Raw genomic sequence first — 22,533 nt, forward strand, 5'->3', positions numbered from 1 at the left:
GTATAGACTGTTCATCTAATTCAACTGTTCCAATAAACTGTTCTAAATTGGCTGTTTGATGACGTAAACGATCTCGCAGTGTGCTTGAGAAAACCATAACATGATTAAGAACACGCTCTCTACGTATATGGGAAAGAACTTTACTGTCTCTATCAATGTGTCTAGAGCTTGCAATAAGTGATCCCCATAGTTTTCGACCTTCCCACCAACGTGCATAGCAAGTGTTATTTCTAAAACCTAAAAATATAGAAAGAATAATTCCAAAGATTGTAAACCCTATAGCAGGTACTTGAGGAATGTGAACAATTTGATAATAAGCCAAAAAACCAATAATTGTAGAAATAAGCATTAAGCCAATTAGTTCGGGTAAGACTTTTGGTAAGACTGTTCCTTGCCAAGCAAATAAAATTTGGAAAATATTGCTTTTATCTCGAATAATCATAATTAATATTACTTTGAAAATTTCATCAGACTTGATATAGCTAAAAAACTGCCTATATGAAGTGGTTCTCTGCAAAAGAGAATGAACCTGTCGGTGAAATAATGCAATGATCAATTAATTTAACTTCAATTAAATCGCAAGCATGCTTAATCTTTTCAGTAAGCTGATGGTCGGCAGCAGAAGGTGTGGCTTTTCCAAAGGGATGTGTATGACAAATAATAATTTGAGATGCATGCTGCTGAATAACGTGACGCATCATTTGATTAATAGAAATAGTGCAGGTGTTTATAGAGCCAAAAAATAATTTTTTAAAATTGAGTTTACATAAATCTGCATCTAAACAAAGTACAGCAAAAACTTCTTGTTTTTCACCCTGTAATTGGTAACGTAAAAAATCAATAACTTTCTTAGAACTATCAAATGCGTGTTGCTGTTGTAAGTAAGCATTGTCGACATAACGGCGACCTAGTTCCTTGACTGCCATTAATTGAGCGTATTTGGTTTCTCCAATCCCATGAAATGTGGTTAATTCATCAAGTGAGCAATCAAAAATTGGTGTTAACCCACCAAAATGCAAAATTAAACGACGCGATAGCTCGACAGCAGAATGTTGTTTTGATCCCGATCTGAGGAAAATAGCCAATAATTCAGCATCTGAAAGACTTTCAGCACCTTGTTTAATTAAACGTTCACGAGGCCGTTCCTGAATAGGCCATGACTTAATGGAAAAACGATCGACTTTCATTTTAAGATTTAAGTTTGGGAGAATATCGGTTTAGTGCTATTGTGAGCACCACTGCAAGGTAAAGAGTGTTCTATCTGTGAGTTCAAATGTCAATATAAAATTAAATAAAAACATTATCTTGGCGGTAACAGGAGGAATTGCGGCATATAAAAGTGCTGTTTTAGTCCGCCGCCTCAAAGATTATGGTTTTAACGTACGTGTTGTGATGACAAAAGGTGCACAAGCATTTATTACACCACTCACTTTCCAAGCGCTTTCATCGAATCCTGTACATACTACATTGCTTGATCCTGAAGCGGAAGCAGGTATGGGGCATATTGAATTGGCACGTTGGGCAGATTTAATTTTGGTTGCACCAGCAAGTTGCGATGTCATTGCTAAGTTTGCACAAGGGTTAGCAGATGATCTGCTGACGACACTTTATCTGGCAACAAAGGCACCTGTTTGGATTGCGCCAGCAATGAACCAACAGATGTGGGCTGCAAAAGCGACACAACGTAATTTAAAAACACTGACTGAAGATGGTATGCATATTATTATCCCAGATGCAGGTGAGCAAGCATGTGGTGATATCGGTCGTGGTCGAATGCCTGAGCCAGAGGCATTAGCAGAACAAGTTTTTGAATATTTTAAAACACAAGAGCGAGCATATACACAACAGTTTGGCCTTCTTGCAGGTAAAAAGGTAATAATTACAGCAGGCCCAACCCGTGAAGCGATAGATCCAGTTCGCTATATTTCTAATCATAGTACTGGAAAAATGGGTTTTGCTTTGGCAAGTGCATGTTATGCTGCAGGAGCAGATGTAACTTTAATTGCAGGGCCAGTGAATTTAAACACACCTTATGGGGTTACACGTAAAAATATTGTTTCAGCACAACAGATGTTAGATGAAAGCATGTACATGCTAAATCAGGGCTGTGACATATTTATAGCAACGGCGGCTGTTGCAGACTACAGAGTCGCTGAGATTGCACCACATAAAATAAAAAAAACAGGCGATACATTAGATATTGCATTAATTAAGAATCCAGATATTGTTGCTACTATTGCACAACAAGAAAAAAGACCATTTATGGTTGGGTTTGCTGCTGAAACTCAAAATATTGAGCAATATGCAAACGGAAAGCTTATTTCGAAAAAATTAGACATGATTGCATGTAATGATGTCTCTAGAACAGACATTGGTTTTGGGGCAGATGAAAATGCTATGACAGTATTCTTTGCTAAAAAGTATGACATTGATCAACGCCAATTAGAAAAAGCATCTAAACTTAAAATTGGTGAACAACTGGTAGAGGCGATTGTTGATGCCTTAAATATAAAAAGTTGAATAAAATAGGGAGCAATGCTCCCTAGAGGTTAAGATTTATATTTTTTTGCAAGTCTTTTATTGTTGAAATAAAGTCTAGAAAGTAATAAAGCACATGCCACCGCAAGCCCAATAATCAGGCTGATCCAAACAGCTTGTGGCCCCATAGATGCATAGCGAATCCAATAAATACTTAGAGGAAGTGTGATTACCCAGTAAGCAAGCATGGTTGCCCACATCGGTGCTTTGGTGTCTTGCATACCGCGTAAACAGCCTGCCGCACTGACTTGCCATGCATCCATAAGTTGATAGGCAATACAAAATTGTAAAAGATAAACTGCAATATGAGCCACATGTTGATCTTGCGTATAAAAACTAATAATTTGATGTCGAAATAGTGCAATAAATGACATGGTTAAACAAGCCATTACAGTTGCTGTCATCAGGCCAACCTTTTGAACCTTACGCATGGCTTCTAAGTTTTTTTCACCATAATAAGTACCTACTCGTATGGTAAGTGCTATTGCCAATGACATAGGTAGCATAAAGAGCTGTGATGTCACAGATATGGCTATTTGATGTGCAGCTACGACGGTATCACCCAAAGTACTTAAAATAATTGCAGCTGTAGAAAATACGCTGACTTCAAAAAATATAGCCAGTCCAATTGGAAAACCTAAAAGAAGTAGCCTCTTAGCAAGAAGAACATTAAATTTTTCAAAACCTGCAAAGATATGATCTTTTTGATAAATCTTAGCCTTCGAGATATATAGAATAAGGCTAAATAACATCAGCCACTGCAAAGTTGCTGTAGCAAAACCACACCCCGCGCTTCCCATACGAGGAATAGGACCATAGCCATACATAAAGAGATAGTTTAGTGGAATAAGAATAACTAAGGATAAAAGACTGATGGCAGTAACGGGTCTGGGATTCCCAATCGCTTCTGAATAGCAACGTAAAGAGGTATATAAACAGACAGCAGGCATACCCAAACCAATTGCGTGTAAAAATAACCCAGCTTTAGGTTGTAAATCTTCAGGAACTTTAAATAGTGGCAAGAGATATGGCATGAATTGCAAAAGAACTAACGCAATGAAACCTAATATTCCCGCCATCCACAGAGACTGACGTACAATATGACCAATCTCATGGCGATTATGTGCGCCGACAGCTTCTGCAACTAATGGGGTGGTGGCCAATAAAATACCTGTAAAAAGTAGCATAACTGGAATCCAGATTCCTACACCCACAGCAATGGCAGCCAAGTCTAAAGCAGAAAATCGTCCAGCCATAATTGTATCTATAAGCCCTAGACCTGCTTGGGCAAACTGGGTAATTAAAATAGGAATCATAAGAGACAATAAGCGTTTGAGCTCAATGCGCGAAGAAACAACAGTTGTCATAAAAACTACTCGGAAGAATTTGTGCTGTATAGAGTGGGCAAGACAGCCTTGTTATAAGTGAAGAGAGATCCTTTTCTCGTTACACTGATTTGAAAAAATTATTTAAATTTGATCAGATAATACAATAAATACAATGATAAAAATACTTTTGTGCTTATTTAAATTGATGCAAACTTTAAGCTTTACTCAAAAGTCATGTTAAAATTATTAACTTAGACCTGATGTGAAGTTGAGTAATTTCTTGAGTGATTTAGTACCGCAAAGTATACCATTGTCGTTATATATTCATATGCCTTGGTGTGTGCGAAAATGCCCATATTGTGACTTTAACTCACATACTGTGCCAGGCGGTCAACAATTGTCATTAGAGCTTGAAAAAGAATACTTACATGCATTAGTAGAAGATTTTAAAACTCAGATAAATTTTGCTCAAGACCGTGAAATAACGAGTGTATTTATTGGGGGTGGTACACCTTCGCTGATTTCTGCTGAAGGTTACCAGTGGTTATTTGCTCAGCTTAAACAGCATCTCAATTTTTCCAACAATTGTGAAATTACACTAGAAGCTAACCCAGGAACACTAGAGCACGAACCTTTTGAAGCGTATCTCAAAGCAGGGATTAATCGCTTATCGATTGGCGTGCAAACTTTTAATACAGCGCATTTAACAAAGCTTGGCCGTATCCATAGTGCAGATAATGCAGTTAATGCAATACAACAAGCAAAAAAAGCTGGTTTTAAACGTGTTAATGTTGACCTTATGCATGGTTTGCCTGAACAGACCTTAGAACAAGCATTATATGATTTAAAAATGGCGGTTGATCATGGTGCAACCCATATTTCATGGTATCAACTTACTATTGAGCCCAATACAGTGTTCTTTAGAACACAACCTATTCTGCCTTCTGAGAATATATTGTCAGATATTCAAGAAGAAGGTGAGAAGTATCTTATTGAGTCTGGCTTTACCAACTATGAAGTTTCTGCATGGCGTAAAGAAAAACCATCACTCCATAATTTGAATTATTGGCAGTTTGGCGATTATCTAGCGATTGGTGCAGGTGCACATGGCAAAGTCACTCAAGAAGATGGTGTATACCGTTTTCAAAAAACTCGGTTGCCAAAAGACTATTTAGAAAAAACACCTGCGCCAATGGTAAATTTTGAAAAAGTTGTATCTGATGATTTACCTTTTGAATTTATGATGAATGCACTTCGATTAAAAGAAGGTGTACCTGCCGACTACTATAAACACAGAACAGGGCTCGAATTGCCGACAGCAAATGACTCCTTACAACAATTATATAATCAAGGACTATTGTCTAAAGAGTCTGAACGAATTGTTTGTACTGATAGAGGATATCGCTTTTTGAATGCTGTTTTAGAAGAATTTTTATAACCATCTTTTGGGGTTGAATCGGGTAAGTTGCTATTGATTTATTTTGAATAAAATCATCTACATTACCTCATTTAAAGGTAAACTAAAGACAGGAACTAGCCATAAATTACACAGCATTTCGGAGTTATAAATGACTGCTCAATCCGTGATTTTGCCACTTCCATCAGATCATGCGCGCTTTATTGTTATACGCCTTAAAGATTTATCTGTGGATGAACTTAAACATCAGCTTAAAAATCTGATCTCTGAACGAAATCGTCTCATTACACAGCATCCTAATGATCAAGTGAAAACAGGCATTGCTTTTGGGCCTGAAACATGGTCAAAACTCTATAAAAACTCCCCTCAAGATTTTAAACAACTTGAAGTGGAGCAAGGTAGTTTTAATATGCCTGTCGTGCCTGGTGATGTTTTTATTCATATTGCGAGTCAGCGTACAGATATCTGCTTTGCATTGAGCCAAGCATTTTTTCATGGCATACGAGAAAAGGTTGAAGTACTTGAAGAAAGAACCTGTTTTCGCTATCTAGATGGTCGTGATCTAACAGGCTTTATAGATGGGACAGAGAACCCGCAATTTAAAGAAGATCGTGCAGAAACAACATTGCTTTCCTCAGAACATGGTGTATTTGCAGATGGTACATTTGTATTTGCACAGCGTTATGTTCATGATTTAGAAAAATGGCAAAGATTAAAAGTAGATGCACAAGAGCGAGTAATTGGTCGAACAAAACTTGAATCGATAGAACTTGATGATGATGTGAAGCCTGAGAATGCACACATTAGTCGTACAGTTGTAGAAGATGACGAAGGTGAGGAGCTCGAAATTTTACGTCATAGCTTACCTTATGGTGATGGCCATGGTGAACAAGGCCTCTACTTTGTTGCATATACAAAAGAGTTAAGTCGAATTGATGCAATGCTTAAGCGTATGTTCGGTACAAGTGGCGATGGTATACATGATCGCTTATTACATTTTGTGACGCCAGTCGATGGCGCATACTATTTTGCACCATCAGAACATTTACTGGCTGAAGTATTGGCATAAAGCGAAGTTTCCCCATATTGCTACTATAGAATATGGGGAAAATATTATAAAAAGTCTTTGAGATTGGGTCTTATACCATTCCAAATATAGAAAGATTCAATCGCTTGTCCAACAAGCATGCCAAATCCATCTGCATAAGGAATATTCCTTTTTTTTGCTTCATCTAGAAAATGAGATGGTTTTCCATATGCCATTTCATAAGCATAATTAAAAGTTAAAGATTCAGGAAGTAAAAGAGCATCTCCTGAAAGCGATGCAGACGTTGCATTAATCACAATATTAAAATGTCCTGTTAGTTGGTCTAGTCCAACTGCATTGAGCGAGGTATTTTGAATATGAGGTGATAAATCTTGTATAAGTTGAGTTGCACGCGAGAGAGTACGGTTTGCAATGACAATCTCATGAGCACCTGCCTCTGCAAGTGGAAAGATCACGCCTCGAGTTGCACCACCTGCACCTAAAATAAGAATTCTAGACTGAGAGAGTGGCCACTCTAATGCATTGATTGCATTAACAAGGCCTTGTCCATCTGTATTGTCGCCGTAAAGTTTGCCCTCTTTTTGCCAAAGCGTATTTACAGCTTTTGCAATTTTTGCGCGCTCTGTGAGTACATCGCAAGCCTTAAAAGCATCTTCTTTAAAAGGGACTGTCACATTTAAACCTGTGCCATGATTCTTGAAGAACTCATCAATGCTAGATTCAAATTGTCCGATCTGTGCCAATCGCTTGTTATAGACTAAAGTTATTCCTGTCTTTTGAGCAAATGCTTGGTGTAATTCAGGCGATCTTGAATGTGCAATAGGATTTCCAATGACTGCAAAGTGTTTAGTTGTTTGCATAATATGGCGCTCTATAATTGTCATGGTGAGTAGAAATATACAAGAAAACTAATAAAAATAGGGGAATCAAAGATGAGTTTTTTTACCGTTTACATAAACACATAGGAAGCAATAGCAAAAAAAAGTAAAATGAACGAATCACCTACTTAGGCACAAATAATAGCCATAGCCAATAAGAATTTACGTCGATGAAGGCGTATTTACGATGGTAAAAAGATAAAAACAATCGCAATTTCCCTATGAGGAGTATAAGAATGTCTATAAACCCTGTCGAGTTGCTGAAAGAAAAAGTAACACCAGCAATTATTAATCAACAACAACTTGCTATTGATGCTGATAAAAAATCATCATTGCTGGCTCAATTCTATCCAATATTATTATCGATATTACATAAGTTTCCTGAACGTATTCAGTCTACAGTAAATTTAGAAAGTAATGGTTTAAATACGTTATTTGGTAATCAAGCACCAATTATTCGACAGGTGGTAGAGGGGTTCTCTACACATCATAGTCTACCTGAAAAAACGGTAACTTCTCTTTTTGATCAAGCAATTCCTTTAAGTGTAAAAACTTTAAAAGATGAAGTTGGCCAAGACAAAATTGGTGCTTATCTTACTAGTCATTTAAAAGATATTGCGACAAGCTTTCCTGCGTGGAGTGCTGGTCTAGTTTCTGCACTTGGTTTAAGCAGCTCGTTGGGTACACAAGCATCGTCTCAGCATGTTTATAGTAAAGAGCCTGAGAAAAAATCTGGTATGTTCGGGAAGCTTTTACCTATTATTGGTCTAATTATTTTGGCATTAATTGTTATTTTCCTTTGGAAATCTTGTCAACATAAAATGGATATGCCAATTCCACGAAATAATGAGGCATCAGAGCCGACTTCACAAGAAATGGCTCAAGCACATCATGAGGAAGAGCAAGATACTGAGCAAAGTCAAATTACACTGGTTTCTGGTGTGGGTAATGAAGTACAAGCATGTCATGCAACGGTTGGAAATGAAGGCTTGTCTGAGGCAATGCAAAAGCGCTTAGCTCAAATCTTTGGCTCAAATGTAAAATGTGATATTACTGTAGATCCGTCTTACACTACTGCTTTACAAGGTGTAAGTAAATTCCAACAAGTGATGGATCAGATTAAAGCTGTACCGAATGCAAGTATTGATTGGCAAGGTAATCATATTACTGTAAATGCACCTGATGCAAAATCAATGAATGAATTGGTAGAGAAAATAAAAGCCGTTGAACCTACATTAGTCGTTTCTGCAACAACACCTTTAAATGAAGAGCAATCTGTAGATTCAAGTATTGATAAAAGCAGATCAGCACTTTCAATGTTAAATGGAAGTTCAACGCCACAAGATGTTGCCAATGCTTTGAATATCCAGATTATTAATTTCCCAACTGCATCAAAAGTATTACCACAGAAAAATAAAGAAATTTTAGATGAAGCGGCGAAGCTTATCCAAAACGTGCCAAATGTTAAATTAATTGTTGCAGGTTACACCGACTCAACAGGTAATGCAGAAGCAAACAAAACATTATCTCAACGCCGTGCGCAATCAGTTTTAGATTATTTAGTATCGAAAGGTGTAAATAAAGATCAATTAACTGCAGTGGGATATGGTGCTGAAAATCCAATTGCAGACAATGTGACTGCTGAAGGTAAATTCCGTAATCGTCGTATTGAGTTCAAAGTAGTCAATACAGAGAATGGTAAAGCAACAGTTGTTGATGGTGAGCATGAAGTGAAAAACATCACACAATAAAACATCGGTTGTAAAAAAAGCAGTCTTTAAATAGGCTGCTTTTTTATTCGGTAAAAGAAAGTAGTGTAAATCATCTTGCGGTTCTAACAAACAAATTATGAAGGGTTACAAATATCACGAACCTTCTCTACAAGGCACGAAGTGAGAGTGAAGAATAGGGTAAAACCGAGAAGGATACTTGTGGTGATGGAAATACTATCGGAAAGAACATCGTTATAACTTACGGTAATGCCAATGGAGCTGAGCATCAGGAGAAAGAGGCAACTCATTATAAGTAACCACTTATATTCATTTAAAAACTTCAACATAAAATATAGGCCTGCTATTTTCTTTACTGGGTTGATCAAAGAAACAACAAGTAGTGTAAACGGTAAAGACCAATATAATATGAAATTTTGCTTAAGATAGGAGATTTTTTATTTAAAAAAGTAACGAGATGTATTGTAATACAAAAGAGTGGTTTTACTCTTTTGTATATTGATTTACTTTTTATAGCTCTGAAAGCCAGTCATGTGGCTTCAAATAGTAGTCTGTTAGGCGCTTTTCAATTGAGTTTTCTTCCCATTCAGGACGATAAGACCAACTGACTAGGTTTGGAAGACTGACCAAAATCGATTCTATACGTCCACCAGTTTGTAGACCAAAAATTGTTCCTCTATCGTATACCAAATTAAACTCTACATAACGGCCACGTCGGTAAAGCTGAAATTCTCTTTGAGCAGGTGTATAAGGTTTTTCACGGTTTCTTTCAAAGATTGGTAAAATTGCAGTTAAGTAACCATTACCTACAGCTTGTATATACTTAAAGCAGGTTTCGAAATCCCAACAATTTAAATCATCAAAGAATAAACCACCTACACCACGCTGCTCATCACGATGTTTCAAGTAGAAGTAGTCATCGCACCATTTTTTATGTTCGTTATATACGTTCTCACCAAATGGTTGGCAAAGATCAAAAGCGTTTTGATGCCAATGTTTTATATCTTCATCATGTGGATAAAAAGGTGTTAAATCAAACCCTCCACCAAACCACCAAATAGGATCTTTTCCTTCAGGTTCAGCGACAAATAAACGAATATTCGCATGAGAGGTTGGAATGTTTGGATTTTTAGGATGAATGACCAGTGATACACCGAGTGCTTGTGCCTTTGCACCTGCAATTTCAGGGTGTCTCGCTGTTGCTGATGCAGGTAATTGACGAATGTTTATGTGGGAAAACATCACGCCGCCTTTTTCTATAACTTCACCATTTTGAAGTACACGTGAACGTCCACCACCACCTTCAGGGCGTTCCCAGTCATCAATAATAAATTTTTCGCTACCGCCGCCAATTGTTTCTTGTTCTTCAAGTGCTGTACAAATACGTAATTGTAAATCGAGTAAAAACGTTCTGACCCGTTCAATATCTATCTTTGATGGATTCTGCATGAATGCCTCATACATAAAATAAAAGTGATCATATAAAAACATAAATCCATAAAAAAAGTAAGGGATTTTGTATGGGTAAAATCCCTAAGTTTGATTGATTTTTTATTTTGAAAAGTCATCTTCTTTATAAAGATGTGACATACGACTGACCTTTGTTTTTAAATAAGAGGCATTAAATGGGTTCAGTCCTACAGTTAGAGGAACACGCTCAGTAATTTGGATACCTAAAGATTCTATAGCTTGTACTTTAAGCGGATTGTTCGTCACTAATTTAATTTGATGTATACCAAAATGATCTAAAATAATTTTACACATATCGTACTTGCGCGCATCGGCAGGTAAATTCAGCATTGTGTTTGCATCTACAGTATCGTGTCCTTGGTCTTGTAAAGCATAAGCACGAATTTTATTTGTTAAACCAATGCCACGACCTTCTTGTCGTAAGTAGAGTATGATACCTTGTCCGGCTTGATCAATGAGTGATTGCGTTGCTTTGAGCTGAGGGCCGCAATCGCATTTTAAAGATGCAAAAGCATCTCCAGTTAAGCATTCTGAATGAATACGTGCTAATACTGGCCCATTTGGTGGTGTTTCTAAGCCTTTGGTGAGCGCAACGTGTTCTTCTTTTGTTTGAGGATCTTGAAATACACTAATATAGAAATCACCGAAAGCTGTTGGAAGCTTCGATGTTGCAACAAATTCGATAGCCACAATAAAAACCATTTATTAGAAGGAAATAATAAAAGTATAGCTGAATGGTGTCACAGAAGTTGTTTAAATATACAAAATTTCAGACAAACCGTTTATTTTTGTGGAAAGACGAAGATAAGGGTTGATCATTCATAGCATTTTTTTAGATAATTCCATGCTTGTCTGAGACAAAGCAATGTAAAACTACAGATCGTTGATGTGGCGCATTGAAAATAAGTACTGATAGGTTAAAATTATCGGTTTAACGCACTATAAACTCAGCTTCGGATTAGCCCAGCTCTAGAAGGCTCTGCCACATTATGTTGTATACAGAAATACCAGCTCAGCGTCCTGTTACGCCATTGTTAGATGCAATTGACCATCCAAAACAATTACGTCAACTTGATCCAGACCAACTTTTACAGGTGGCTGATGAGTTGCGTCAGTATATTTTATATGCTGCCGGAATTAGTGGAGGGCATTTTGGTGCAAATCTTGGCGTAGTTGAACTGACTATTGCGTTACATTATTGCTTTAACACACCGAATGACCGTTTAATTTGGGATGTGGGGCATCAGGCTTACCCACATAAAATTTTAACAGGCCGACGTGAAGATATTACAACAATCCGAGCAAAAAATGGTTTAGCAGCATTTCCAACACGAGAAGAATCAGAGTTTGACACCTTTGGTGTTGGGCATTCTTCGACTGCAATTTCTGCAGGTTTGGGAATGTCATTAGCACGCCGTTATCAAGGCAATCCTTGTGAGGTTGTTTCTATTGTAGGTGATGGTGCAATGACGGCTGGTATGGCATTTGAGGCCATGAACGATGCTGTGGCTCATCAAGCAGATCTAATGGTTGTTTTAAACGATAACGACATGTCAATTTCATGTAGTACAGGTGGATTTGCAAAGCATTTGGCAGCAATTTGGGAAAAAGGGCATTTTGTAAATATTACAGAAGCTGGCGAAGCTGTTGTGGAGCCTTATCCAAATTGGACATATACTTCAAGATTGCACGAAGCAGCAACCAACGAAGCAGATAACTTATTTAAAGCCATTGGTTTTGAATATTACGGTCCATTTGATGGTCATGATATTACTCAACTCTTACGTGTGTTTGAATCATTAAAAAAACGTCAAGGACCGCGTTTGATTCATGTATATACTAAAAAAGGTAAGGGGTTTTCTCCTGCCGAAAAAGATCCTATTAAATATCATGCAATCTCAAAAACACCTGTCATCGTACCTCAAACACTGGCTTCGAAAAAATCTGCACCAAAGTATTCGAGTGTATTTGGGCAGTGGCTCTGCGACGAAGCTGAGCAAGATACACGCTTACTTGCAATCACACCTGCAATGTGTGAAGGCTCTGGAATGGTTGAGTTTGCAAAAAAATATCCAAAACGCTTTTTTGATGTTGCTATTGCAGAACAACACGCTGTAACACTGGCTGCGGGTATGGCATGTGAGGGTTTAAAACCTGTCGTTGCAATTTACTCAACTTTCTTACAACGTGGCTATGATCAACTGGTTCATGATGTTGCTTTACAAAACCTAGATGTGACTTTTGGAATAGACCGTGCTGGTTTAGTTGGGGAAGATGGCCCAACACATGCGGGTGTATATGATTATGCTTATATGCGAACAGTACCTAATTTAGTACTCATGGCACCCAAAGATGAAAATGAGTGTCGCCAAATGTTGCATACAGCGTATCATTATAAAGGTCCAGCAGCTGTACGTTATCCACGTGGTGTTGGTGAAGGTATAGATATTCAGCAAGAAATGAAAAGTCTAGAAATTGGTCGTGCTGAGATCGTGCTTCATGCAGATGAACAGTATGAAGAGCAGATTACAATTTTGGCTTTTGGTAGTCGTGTGAGTCCTGCATTACGTGCAGCACACCAGTTATCAAAACAGCTTGATATTGGCATTTGTATTGTGAATATGCGCTTTATCAAACCATTAGATACATGCATGATTGATGAGCTTCAGGCAAAAACAGCACTCTTCGTGACAATTGAAGAACATGCCGTAATGGCCGGTGCTGGCAGCAGTGTAAATGAATATCTGGCACATGCTCAGATATTAAAACCGATGTTAAATCTAGGCCTTCCAGATGAGTTCTTAGCGCAGGCCGATCATAAGCAAATGCTACATGATTGCGGTTTAGATGCCGAGGGTATTACTGAATCAATTTTAAGTGCATGGAAAAAAAGCCTTACGCTTTGTTAATCAATTGCCTAATTATTTTTAATAAATTCTATTAAAAAGCATGTCTATTTGTTAGAATAGCCATGCTTTTATGCATTATTCTTTGTCAAAATCTTCAATATTTGAGTGTGGGTGTTCAATGGAACCTATGGTGGTGATGGCTGCGCGTGCAGCACAATTAGTTGGTCAAGAGCTTTTAAAGGCACATAAAAATCGTCATAAGTTGGACCTGCAAGTTGAAGAAAAAGGCATTGATGGCCCTGTAACACGTGTAGATCGTTACTTAGAGCAATTAGCGATTGATACATTACGTAAAAGTTATAAAAATCATAGTTTCTTGGGCGAAGAGTTTGGTCTACAAGAAGGCAATGGTCATGATGCCGATTGGTGTTGGATTATTGACCCTTTAGATGGCACACTTAACTTCGTTAATGGTCTTCCTCATTTTTGTATTTCAATCGCAGTTCAACATAAGGGTGTAACTCAGCACGGCGTAATCTACGATCCTGTACGCGATGAGCTATTCTCTGCAAGTCGCGGCCGTGGTGCGATGATGAATCAGCGTCGTATTCGTGTGAATACACGTGACAGTCTAGAAAACACATTTATTTCTGTTGGTCATGCTTACCGTGCAAAACGTAATGGCGAAATTGTATCTTATGCAAAACAGCATTTTGATGCGATGCTTGCAATTACAGAAGCAGGTTCACAGTTCCGTCGTGGTGGTTCTGCTGCACTTGATCTTGCATACGTTGCCGCAGGCCGTTTTGATGGATTCTTTGAGCTAGGCTTAAAACCATGGGATATTGCTGCTGGTGAGCTTATTGTAAAAGAAGCTGGCGGTATTGTGGTTGATGGCCGTGGTGGTTCAGAATCTATGGAAAATGGTCAGGTTATTGCATGTTCTATGAAAATGCTTAAACCATTTATGCAAGCGATTACCCCTGCGTGGGCAAACGCAATTAAGTAAGATATTGTATGAAAGAGTGATATAAGTCACTCTTTCTACTTATTGTTTCAGTCATATGAAAAATAATGAAGAATTTTATATAAACTAGGTGACATTTATAATTAACCTGTTATAATTTCCCAAACGCACTTCATTTCCGTTCATTACCTGAACATTTCTCTCTTATTATTGTGTATGCGCGTGCGGTCCATAGAGGACGAATTCTCGCGCCCCAATCGCTGAAAGCGATTCTTCAGGTTACTATCGTAATCATGCGTGCGTAATATTCACATCGTTGTATTTCGGATCGCCGCTGAATTCTAGATTTCAGCTTTTGTTGCTGTGCCGCTTTTGCCGATGTTACTTTTTATTATTAAATGGAGCACCCTTGTAGGGTGGAATTCTCTATGAGCAAAACTTTTGCCGATTTTTCATTACATGAGTCTCTTACACAAGCATTAGAGGCGTTAAATTTTACAAATCCAACACCAGTTCAAGAGCAGTCAATACCAGCAGCATTAGAAGGGAAAGATCTACTAGTTTCTAGCCAGACAGGTTCTGGTAAGACAGCGGCATTTTTACTACCGACACTTCATAAACTTGCTGAAAATGATGTATTCGTTCCTTTCAAAGAGCGTATGCGTGCAGTTACACAACCAAATATTTTAGTACTTTGCCCAACACGTGAGCTTGCTCAACAAGTAAGCCAAGATGCAATTGCATTTGTTCGCCACATGAAAGGTGTACGTATTGCAGCTGTTATGGGTGGTATGCCTTTTGGTAAACAAATTCAACAGCTTAAAGGTGCACAAGTTGTTGTGGCAACACCAGGTCGTTTACTTGATTTAGTAAACCGTCGTCAGATTAAGCTAGACAAAGTTGATGCATTAATTGTTGATGAAGCAGACCGCATGCTTGACTTAGGTTTCTCTGAAGACTTAGAGGCTATTAGTGATTTTGCTGCAAATCGTAAGCAAACATTAATGTTCTCTGCGACATTTGCAGGTCGTATTATCAGCTTAGCTGAACGTATGATGAATGATCCACAACGTATTGCGATTGAAACAGGTCATTCAACAAATACAGATGTTACGCAAACACTTCATTGGACTGATGGATTTGAGCATAAGAAAAAATTGCTTACTCATTGGTTAAATGACGAAAAACTAGATCAAGCTGTTGTATTTGCAAGCACTCAAGAAGACACAGATATGTTAGCTGAAGAGTTAGCTGAAGCTGGTCACTCGGTTGTTGCTTTACATGGTGCAATGCCACAAACAGTTCGTAACCGTCGTTTACGTAGTATTCGTGAAGGCCGTGCACGTATTTTGGTTGCGACAGACGTTGCAGCGCGTGGTTTAGACGTTCCGACTATTTCTCATGTAATTAACTTCGGTTTACCAATGAAACATGAGGACTACGTACACCGTGTAGGTCGTACAGGTCGTGCTGGTCGTACAGGTCAAGCAGTAACACTTGCAACTTACCGTGAGCGTGGCAAGATCCGTGCATTAGAAGATTATTTAGAAACACGTTTAAATGTTTCTGAAATTGAAGGTTTAGAGCCATCTCCACCTCCTGCACGTTCAGGCCGTGATGGTGGTCGTGGTAACGGTAAACGCGACGGTCGTCGTGGTGGCGGTTTTGGCGGTGGTCGTCGTTTTGAAGGCGAAAGCAAGTTCAAACGTAATGATCGTGATGGCGGTGATCGTCGTCGTTTCGATGATAAACCACGTAAAGAAGGTAGTTTCGAAGATCGTCCACGTCGCGAGTTTAACTCAGACCGTCCACGTCGTGAATTTAATTCAGACCGTCCACGTCGTGAATTTAATTCAGACCGTCCAAAGCGCGAATTTGGTTCAGATCGTCCAAAGCGTGAATTCAACTCAGATAGTCCGCGTCGCGAATTTAATTCAGACCGTCCACGTCGTGAGTTTAATTCAGATAGTCCACGTCGTGAGTTTAATTCAGATAGTCCACGTCGTGAGTTTAATTCAGATCGTCCAAAGCGTGAATTTGGTTCAGATCGTCCAAAACGCGAATTTAATTCAGATCGTCCAAAGCGTGAATTTGGTTCAGATCGTCCAAAGCGTGAATTTAATTCAGATCGTCCAAAGCGTGAAGGCTTTGGTGACAAGCCACGTTTCAATATGAATGATGACAACCGTGGTAATCGTGCAGATTACAAACCTCGTTCATTCCGTGGAAACAGCGAGCACGGTTCAGATGATCGCGGACGTTCATCAGATCGTCGTCGTAAATTTAACGACTAATTAGATGTCTTTAAAAAAGCCAGTATTTATACTGGCTTTTTTATTATTTAAAATAAGTATTCTTAATTTTATTCAACAATTTTTAGACTTGCTTTTTTCTTTGGTTCAGGTTTTTCTTCTACAGTCTCTGTCTTAGCTTCAGTGTTAATATCAATATTGTCATATTCATTTGGATCAAAAAATAGACCTTGACCATTTTCTTTGGCATAGATACCAATTAATGCATAAAATGGTATAAAGATATTTTTCGAAACTCCCCCAAAACGTGCAGAGAAGGTAATAGCATCATTACTCATATAAAGCTGGTGAACCGCATGTGGTGCAGTATTTAAGACAATTTGTCCATCTTTTACAAACTGCAATGGAACATCTGTATTGGGCTGTGTTGCATCTACAAGTAAGTAAGGCGTCAAATGGTTATCGCAAATCCATTCATAGATTCCACGAGCGAGATACGGGCGTGTTGGGCTGAGTTGAGGCTCTTGTTCGGACATGTGCTTAATTCTCGGTGTTCTTTAAAAGATGATTGTAACGAGTTTTCTCTTGTAGAGTCATCGATTTAATAAAACTAGTACGATTAAAAATGCGCTGACAATATAGAAAAATAGCTCGGCACTGTGATGTAGGCAAGTGTACACCCATACTATTTAAACGTAATAACATGGGCGCAAGCATGCAGTCTAATGCCGAAAATGTTTCAGACATAAAGTAAGGAAAATGTTGAAATAATGGCGTTAAAGAAATAAGAGTGTTTCTTAGCTCAGTTTGTGCTTTTTCTTTTTCTTTTTGGTTTAAACTGTCAGGGTGTAAAAGCATGATGTCTGCAAGGCGAAACCAATCTTTTTCAAACCGCCAAATATACTGACGTTGTTCTGCTCTTTGTAATGGGCTATCCATAAAGAGTTTATTTTGACGATAACGATCATCTAAATATTCAGCAATAATGCTAGGCTGAAAGAGTTTTATGCCTTGGTCAAGTAAAACTGGGAGAGTATTGTAGGGATTAAGAGAGGCTAAATCTTCATCATCATAATCTGTTAAAATAAGTTGATGCTTAATTTCTTTTTCTGTAAGAATAAAACGCATCCAATGCGAGCGGAAATCATCTGCATGACTGAGTAAGGTGATTCCTTGGTGTTCAGATATTTCTAATGCCATGAATAGAGTGTAACCTTTACAGAATCAATAAGCATACTAAAATTACGTTTCAAACGCATCATGTTCATAACAGAATATATTTATTTTTATATAAAAAAACCTCGGATAATCCGAGGTTTTTTGTCCAATTCGGTAAACGAATTAACGTTTAGAGAATTGAGGACGCTTACGAGCTTTACGTAAACCAAGTTTCTTACGTTCAACTTCACGAGCATCACGAGTAACGAAACCTGCTTGACGAAGTGCTGGCTTTAAAGATTCGTCAGAAGCGATAAGCGCACGAGTGATCCCGTGACGAATAGCACCTGCTTGACCACCAATACCACCACCTTTAACAGTGATGTAAAGGTCATACTTTTCAGTCGCTTCTAAAAGCTCTAATGGTTGACGAACAACCATACGTGCTGTTTCACGACCAAAGTACTGTTCGATAGAACGGTTGTTAATAACGATTTTCCCTGTACCAGCAGATAGGAAAACACGTGAAGTTGCGGTCTTACGGCGACCTGTACCATAGTTTGTAGCCATGTGCTGTATCCCTTAGATGTCCAAAACTTGTGGCTGTTGAGCAGTATGAGGATGCTCGCTACCAGCGTACACTTTCATCTTCTTGATCATTGCATAACCAAGAGGGCCTTTTGGCAACATGCCTTTAACAGCGCGTTGGAAGATTTCTTCAGGTTTATGAGCAACTAATTTTTCGAAATTAGTTTCTTTTAAACCGCCTGGGAATTCAGTGTGGCGATAGTATTTCTTATTTAAAGACTTCTTACCAGTTACTTGAACTTGTTCAGCGTTAATTACAACGATGTAATCGCCTGTGTCAACGTGAGGAGTATAAGAAGTTTTGTGCTTACCGCGTAAACGACGAGCGATTTCAGTCGCTAAACGACCAAGAGTTTTGCCAGAAGCATCAACAACGAACCAGTCGTGTTGCGTTTCAGCAGGCTTTGCGCTGAGAGTTTTCATCTACTACATACCTATTATAGTTGGTTTGAACGTGAAAATGTCCAAACAAAAGAGAGTCGAGATTCTATGTTAAACGGTTAGAATGACAACATCATCAATATAAAATTGAGCGCACATTCTACCCGAATTAAAGTCTTTTAGAAAGTTATTTACATAAAATTCTTTTTTTTATTTCTATCATTTTATAAGTGAGTTTGTTGAAAATAATATCTTCATATAATAAGGTGAAAGCCTATAAGTCGGGGAGTTATAAGCGGGTGAGTATGTATCTTAAACCTTTATATGTGACCAGTGGCGAACCTGCAGGAATTGGACCTGACATTTGTTTAACACTCGCAAAACGTATAGATAAACGTCCAGTAGTCGTTTTTGCAGATATATTTTTGTTAGAGGCGCGTGCTCAGAAACTGAATTTAGATGTGAAATTGACACTATATGTCGGTCAGACGATCCCATCTGAAGAAAATGAATTGTATGTCGAGCATATTGCAGTAGCAATACCTGTCATAGATGGTGTATTAAATCCTAAAAATGCGCCTTATGTGATAGAGCAGCTTGAGCGCTCAGCACGATATGCTTTGGAAGAAAAAAGTGTGGGGGTGGCTACAGGACCTGTTCAAAAATCTGTGATTAATGACGCAGGTATTATATTTAGCGGTCATACTGAATATTATCAGGAAATTGCAGGTGTAGATCGTGTTGTAATGATGCTTGCAACGAAACAACTTCGAGTTGCTTTAGCAACAACACATTTGCCGTTAAAAGATGTTGCTAATTCGATTACAACAACGCGCTTGACTCAAGTGATTGATATTTTAATTCACGACTTAAAAGAAAAATTCAAAATTGATACCCCTCGTATTTTAGTTTGTGGTTTAAACCCGCATGCAGGAGAAGGTGGTTATTTAGGTACAGAGGAAATTGAAATTATTGACCCCTTACTTAAAAAATACCAATCAGTGGGTGAACAAGTGAGCTTAAGTTTGCCTGCAGATACATTATTTACACCATCACACTTAAAAAATGCAGATGCTGTTTTGGCAATGTACCATGATCAAGGTTTACCTGTGTTAAAATCGCAAGGTTTTGGTGAAGCAATTAATACTACTTTAGGGCTTCCTTTTATTCGTACTTCTGTTGATCACGGTACCGCATTAACATTAGCTGGTACAGGTCAGGCAAAAGCCTCGAGTTTACATGTAGCTGTAGATCTTGCTTTACAGCTAGCATCTTCAAAATAATTTGTCGGAATGAGTGTATGTATCAGATTAATGCCTTAAACCCAAAAGAAGAGGGGCATAAGGCACGTAAGCGTTTTGGGCAAAACTTCTTACATGATCAACGTGTTATTGCTAAAATTGTTCGTTCAGTGAATCCACGAACAGGCGATAACCTTGTAGAAATTGGCCCAGGTCTAGCTGCGCTTACATCACCACTTATTGGTGAGTGTGATGCACTGACTGTTGTTGAGTTGGACCGAGATTTGGCTGCGGGGTTGCCTGAGCGAGTACCACATCCAGAGCGCTTAACCATTGTAGAAGCAGATGCATTGAAATATGATTTTAATCAGCTTTTAAAAGACGATAAGCCTTTACGTATTGTTGGTAACCTTCCATATAATATTTCTACGCCTTTACTTTTTCATCTTTTGGAGTTTGGAAGTAAAGTTAAAGATATGCATTTCATGCTACAAAAGGAAGTGGTCGATCGTATTACAGCAAAACCGAATACGAAAGAATATGGCCGTTTATCTGTGATGATTCAATATTACTGCGCAGCGACTTATTTATTTGAAGTGCCTGCAGGTTCATTTAATCCGCCGCCAAAGGTTACGAGTGCGGTATTTCGCTTAGAGCCATATGACCAAAAACCAATTGTTGCAAAAGATGAAAAAGCATTATCTAGATTGGTGAGTCATGTTTTTACACAGCGTCGTAAAACTCTGCGTAATAGTTTAAAAGGAATGCTAAGTGATGATGCCTTTGAAAAAGCAGGTATTGATCCTATGGCTAGACCTGAAACACTGACACTTGCTCAGTTCGTTGCATTGTCAGACCAAATGGTGGCATAAAATGAATAAGGCGAAGCGTTTTCACTATGTAGTTGGTGATGTTCAAGGTTGTTTTGGAGCATTACAGAAACTATTGGAAACCATAAATTTTGATACAGAAAAAGATTTTATTTGGTTTGCTGGTGACCTCGTAGCACGTGGAGAGAATTCCTTAAAAACGCTTCGCTTTATTAAATCTATGGTTGAAAAAAAATGTGCTGCTACGGTACTTGGAAACCATGATCTCACATTAATTGCATGTGCGCGAGGTATAAAAAAAGCAAAAACCAAAGATAAAATTCATGACATCTTAGAAGCGAAAGACTGTGATGAACTGATTGATTGGCTTAGACATCAACCTTTATATTTAGCTTTAAATGATACCGCAATCATGACACATGCAGGTATTCCACATATTTGGAATATTCAGCAAGTAGAAAACTATGCAATTGAAGTTGAAAAGGTCTTGAGGGATAAAAATTGGAAAAATGTGGATACATTCTTAAAGGAAATGTATTCAAATGAGCCTGATATTTGGTCTGATCATTTAACAGGTCAAACACGTCTGCGTATAATCGTAAACTATTTAACTCGAATGCGTTTGATTGATATAGAAGGCAGATTAGATTTTCATTTCAAAGAAGGTTTAAATGATCCAATGCCTCAAGGTTTTGCACCTTGGTTCTCTATTAAAGGAAAGATAGAAAAGACACATCAGATTTTCTTTGGTCATTGGGCAGCTTTGGAAGGAGAAACTCATCATAAAATGATTCATAATGTAGATGGGGGCTGTGTTTGGGGTGGGCATATGATTGCTTATCGCTTAGAAGATCAACATGTGTTCAGAGTAAAAAATTTAATCGAATAATAGTTAATCCTCATTAATACTATATAAACCCGAATCCTGTTTAAGCCGAAGCATTCATCACTTGAATGTTTGGCTTATTTACATGACAAATCTGATAAGCACATAAAGATGAATAGATTCCAGATAAATAGCCTTGAATACTTCTAGCCTTACTTGTGACTAAATTGTATTTTCCTTTAAGTAAACTGAATAAAGTTTCAATCTTATTTCGTTGCTTTAAATGATGCTGATGTATCTTAGATATTTGAAGAACCTGCATATTTTTGCGATGGTAAGTCACTAAATCAATGTCTTGTAACTTCAGTTTCTCTTTGAGATCATGGCTAATATAGCCACGATCTGCATAGATGGTTGCTTTAAGCCCTTTAACTAGTTCTTCTACCATTTTAATATCTGCAACATGTCCATTTGATAAAGTTGTACTGACCATATCCCCATCAGCATTCATTGCCACATGTAGCTTGCAGCCAAAGAACCAACCCATAGAGCCTTTACCTCGTGTTGCAATATCTGATAAAGACTTATGGCGAGCAATTCGCTGGTTTTTGCATACAGGTAGTGTCGTTGAATCAATCCATAAATAATTACACTGATGATCTGCCATCAGTGCTGTATGTAAAGCATGTAACGCAAGCTGATGGGTATTGATCAAATATATTAATCTTTGGTAACAAGGTAATTCTTTAAAGTACTGTCTTTGATGAATTTTTAATGAAAAGAAAAAGGCTTTAAAGTGGTTAAATTGAGAATTTTTATAATAAATTGCGATAAATATAGTCAAACAATCAAAAATATAAGACAATTTAAAAATGAGTTATTCAGAACATTTTAGACGAAAAGTGATAGCGAAGCTTGAGGAAGGATATTCCATACGAGCGGTATCGACACAATTTGAAATTGATAAAAATACAATTTTGAGCTGGAAAAAACGAATTGAGGTTAAAAGAACTCGCCCACGCAAACCTTTTA

Annotated in this window: 20 protein-coding genes and 2 pseudogenes; 11 read left to right on the plus strand and 11 right to left on the minus strand. The window is 38.0% G+C overall.

Annotated features, from left to right (window positions below):
• Positions 1-442 (minus strand): annotated as a pseudogene (locus I2F23_RS11335) (bestrophin family protein); the annotation flags it as partial.
• Between the two features lie 52 nt (positions 443-494).
• Entirely contained in the window at positions 495-1,187 is a 693-nt protein-coding gene (gene radC / locus I2F23_RS11340; protein ID WP_195772711.1) for a RadC family protein, read from the minus strand.
• A 76-nt stretch (positions 1,188-1,263) separates the two neighbouring features.
• Here radC and coaBC point away from each other — a divergent pair, with 76 nt between their 5' ends.
• Entirely contained in the window at positions 1,264-2,520 is a 1,257-nt protein-coding gene (gene coaBC, locus I2F23_RS11345; RefSeq protein ID WP_195772712.1) for a bifunctional phosphopantothenoylcysteine decarboxylase/phosphopantothenate--cysteine ligase CoaBC, read from the plus strand.
• Positions 2,521-2,549: 29 nt separating this feature from the next.
• Here coaBC and I2F23_RS11350 read toward each other — a convergent pair whose 3' ends face one another.
• Complete coding sequence (locus tag I2F23_RS11350; RefSeq protein ID WP_195772713.1) at positions 2,550-3,905, minus strand: MATE family efflux transporter; 1,356 nt, start codon at positions 3,903-3,905, stop codon at positions 2,550-2,552.
• Between the two features lie 241 nt (positions 3,906-4,146).
• On the opposite strand from I2F23_RS11350, the gene hemW reads away from it, so the two are divergent.
• Complete coding sequence (gene hemW / locus I2F23_RS11355; protein ID WP_195772714.1) at positions 4,147-5,304, plus strand: radical SAM family heme chaperone HemW; 1,158 nt, start codon at positions 4,147-4,149, stop codon at positions 5,302-5,304.
• A gap of 130 nt (positions 5,305-5,434) precedes the next feature.
• Positions 5,435-6,352 (plus strand): Dyp-type peroxidase, encoded by a 918-nt coding sequence (locus I2F23_RS11360; RefSeq protein WP_195772715.1) that lies wholly within the window; start codon positions 5,435-5,437, stop codon positions 6,350-6,352.
• Positions 6,353-6,396: 44 nt separating this feature from the next.
• Here the strand turns inward: I2F23_RS11360 and aroE are convergent, their stop codons facing one another.
• Positions 6,397-7,191, minus strand: coding sequence for a shikimate dehydrogenase (gene aroE / locus I2F23_RS11365; RefSeq protein ID WP_195772716.1), 795 nt, complete (start codon positions 7,189-7,191; stop codon positions 6,397-6,399).
• Positions 7,192-7,445: 254 nt separating this feature from the next.
• Here aroE and I2F23_RS14060 point away from each other — a divergent pair, with 254 nt between their 5' ends.
• The gene (locus I2F23_RS14060; RefSeq protein ID WP_323127196.1) at positions 7,446-8,960 is read left to right on the plus strand and encodes an OmpA family protein; all 1,515 of its coding nucleotides are present in this window, start codon (positions 7,446-7,448) and stop codon (positions 8,958-8,960) included.
• A 489-nt stretch (positions 8,961-9,449) separates the two neighbouring features.
• Here I2F23_RS14060 and hemF read toward each other — a convergent pair whose 3' ends face one another.
• Together hemF and ribA are read right to left on the minus strand one after the other, a co-directional pair.
• Positions 9,450-10,388 (minus strand): oxygen-dependent coproporphyrinogen oxidase, encoded by a 939-nt coding sequence (gene hemF / locus I2F23_RS11375; protein ID WP_195772717.1) that lies wholly within the window; start codon positions 10,386-10,388, stop codon positions 9,450-9,452.
• Between the two features lie 102 nt (positions 10,389-10,490).
• Positions 10,491-11,099, minus strand: coding sequence for a GTP cyclohydrolase II (gene ribA / locus I2F23_RS11380; RefSeq protein WP_195772718.1), 609 nt, complete (start codon positions 11,097-11,099; stop codon positions 10,491-10,493).
• Positions 11,100-11,398: 299 nt separating this feature from the next.
• Here ribA and dxs point away from each other — a divergent pair, with 299 nt between their 5' ends.
• The 3 genes from dxs (at position 11,399) to I2F23_RS11395 (ending at position 16,519) form a co-directional block, all read left to right on the plus strand.
• Positions 11,399-13,318 (plus strand): 1-deoxy-D-xylulose-5-phosphate synthase, encoded by a 1,920-nt coding sequence (gene dxs, locus I2F23_RS11385; protein ID WP_195772719.1) that lies wholly within the window; start codon positions 11,399-11,401, stop codon positions 13,316-13,318.
• A gap of 118 nt (positions 13,319-13,436) precedes the next feature.
• A complete protein-coding gene (locus I2F23_RS11390; RefSeq protein WP_195772720.1) occupies positions 13,437-14,267 on the plus strand; it encodes an inositol monophosphatase family protein in 831 nt (276 codons plus the stop codon).
• A 386-nt stretch (positions 14,268-14,653) separates the two neighbouring features.
• Entirely contained in the window at positions 14,654-16,519 is a 1,866-nt protein-coding gene (locus I2F23_RS11395; protein ID WP_195772721.1) for a DEAD/DEAH box helicase, read from the plus strand.
• A 68-nt stretch (positions 16,520-16,587) separates the two neighbouring features.
• Here I2F23_RS11395 and I2F23_RS11400 read toward each other — a convergent pair whose 3' ends face one another.
• The 4 genes from I2F23_RS11400 to rplM form a co-directional block, all read right to left on the minus strand.
• Positions 16,588-17,013 (minus strand): ClpXP protease specificity-enhancing factor, encoded by a 426-nt coding sequence (locus I2F23_RS11400; protein ID WP_195772722.1) that lies wholly within the window; start codon positions 17,011-17,013, stop codon positions 16,588-16,590.
• 4 nt (positions 17,014-17,017) lie between these two features.
• Positions 17,018-17,677, minus strand: coding sequence for a glutathione S-transferase N-terminal domain-containing protein (locus I2F23_RS11405; protein ID WP_195772723.1), 660 nt, complete (start codon positions 17,675-17,677; stop codon positions 17,018-17,020).
• Positions 17,678-17,818: 141 nt separating this feature from the next.
• Entirely contained in the window at positions 17,819-18,205 is a 387-nt protein-coding gene (gene rpsI, locus I2F23_RS11410; RefSeq protein WP_195772724.1) for a 30S ribosomal protein S9, read from the minus strand.
• 12 nt (positions 18,206-18,217) lie between these two features.
• Complete coding sequence (gene rplM / locus I2F23_RS11415) at positions 18,218-18,646, minus strand: 50S ribosomal protein L13 (protein WP_023272904.1); 429 nt, start codon at positions 18,644-18,646, stop codon at positions 18,218-18,220.
• Positions 18,647-18,909: 263 nt separating this feature from the next.
• On the opposite strand from rplM, the gene pdxA reads away from it, so the two are divergent.
• The 3 genes from pdxA to I2F23_RS11430 are packed head-to-tail and all read left to right on the plus strand — an operon-like array spanning position 18,910 to position 21,564.
• Positions 18,910-19,887, plus strand: coding sequence for a 4-hydroxythreonine-4-phosphate dehydrogenase PdxA (gene pdxA / locus I2F23_RS11420; protein ID WP_195772728.1), 978 nt, complete (start codon positions 18,910-18,912; stop codon positions 19,885-19,887).
• A 17-nt stretch (positions 19,888-19,904) separates the two neighbouring features.
• Positions 19,905-20,717, plus strand: coding sequence for a 16S rRNA (adenine(1518)-N(6)/adenine(1519)-N(6))-dimethyltransferase RsmA (rsmA, locus tag I2F23_RS11425; protein WP_195772725.1), 813 nt, complete (start codon positions 19,905-19,907; stop codon positions 20,715-20,717).
• Position 20,718: 1 nt separating this feature from the next.
• The gene (locus I2F23_RS11430) at positions 20,719-21,564 is read left to right on the plus strand and encodes a symmetrical bis(5'-nucleosyl)-tetraphosphatase (protein ID WP_195772726.1); all 846 of its coding nucleotides are present in this window, start codon (positions 20,719-20,721) and stop codon (positions 21,562-21,564) included.
• 40 nt (positions 21,565-21,604) lie between these two features.
• Here the strand turns inward: I2F23_RS11430 and I2F23_RS11435 are convergent.
• A pseudogene (locus I2F23_RS11435) lies at positions 21,605-22,336 on the minus strand (IS982 family transposase); the annotation flags it as partial.
• A 37-nt stretch (positions 22,337-22,373) separates the two neighbouring features.
• Here I2F23_RS11435 and I2F23_RS11440 point away from each other — a divergent pair.
• On the plus strand, positions 22,374-22,533 hold a 160-nt coding region (locus tag I2F23_RS11440; protein WP_213014676.1), incomplete at its 3' end, for a helix-turn-helix domain-containing protein.

Origin of the sequence: Acinetobacter pollinis (assembly GCF_015627175.1) — a bacterium.
Lineage (GTDB): Bacteria > Pseudomonadota > Gammaproteobacteria > Pseudomonadales > Moraxellaceae > Acinetobacter > Acinetobacter pollinis.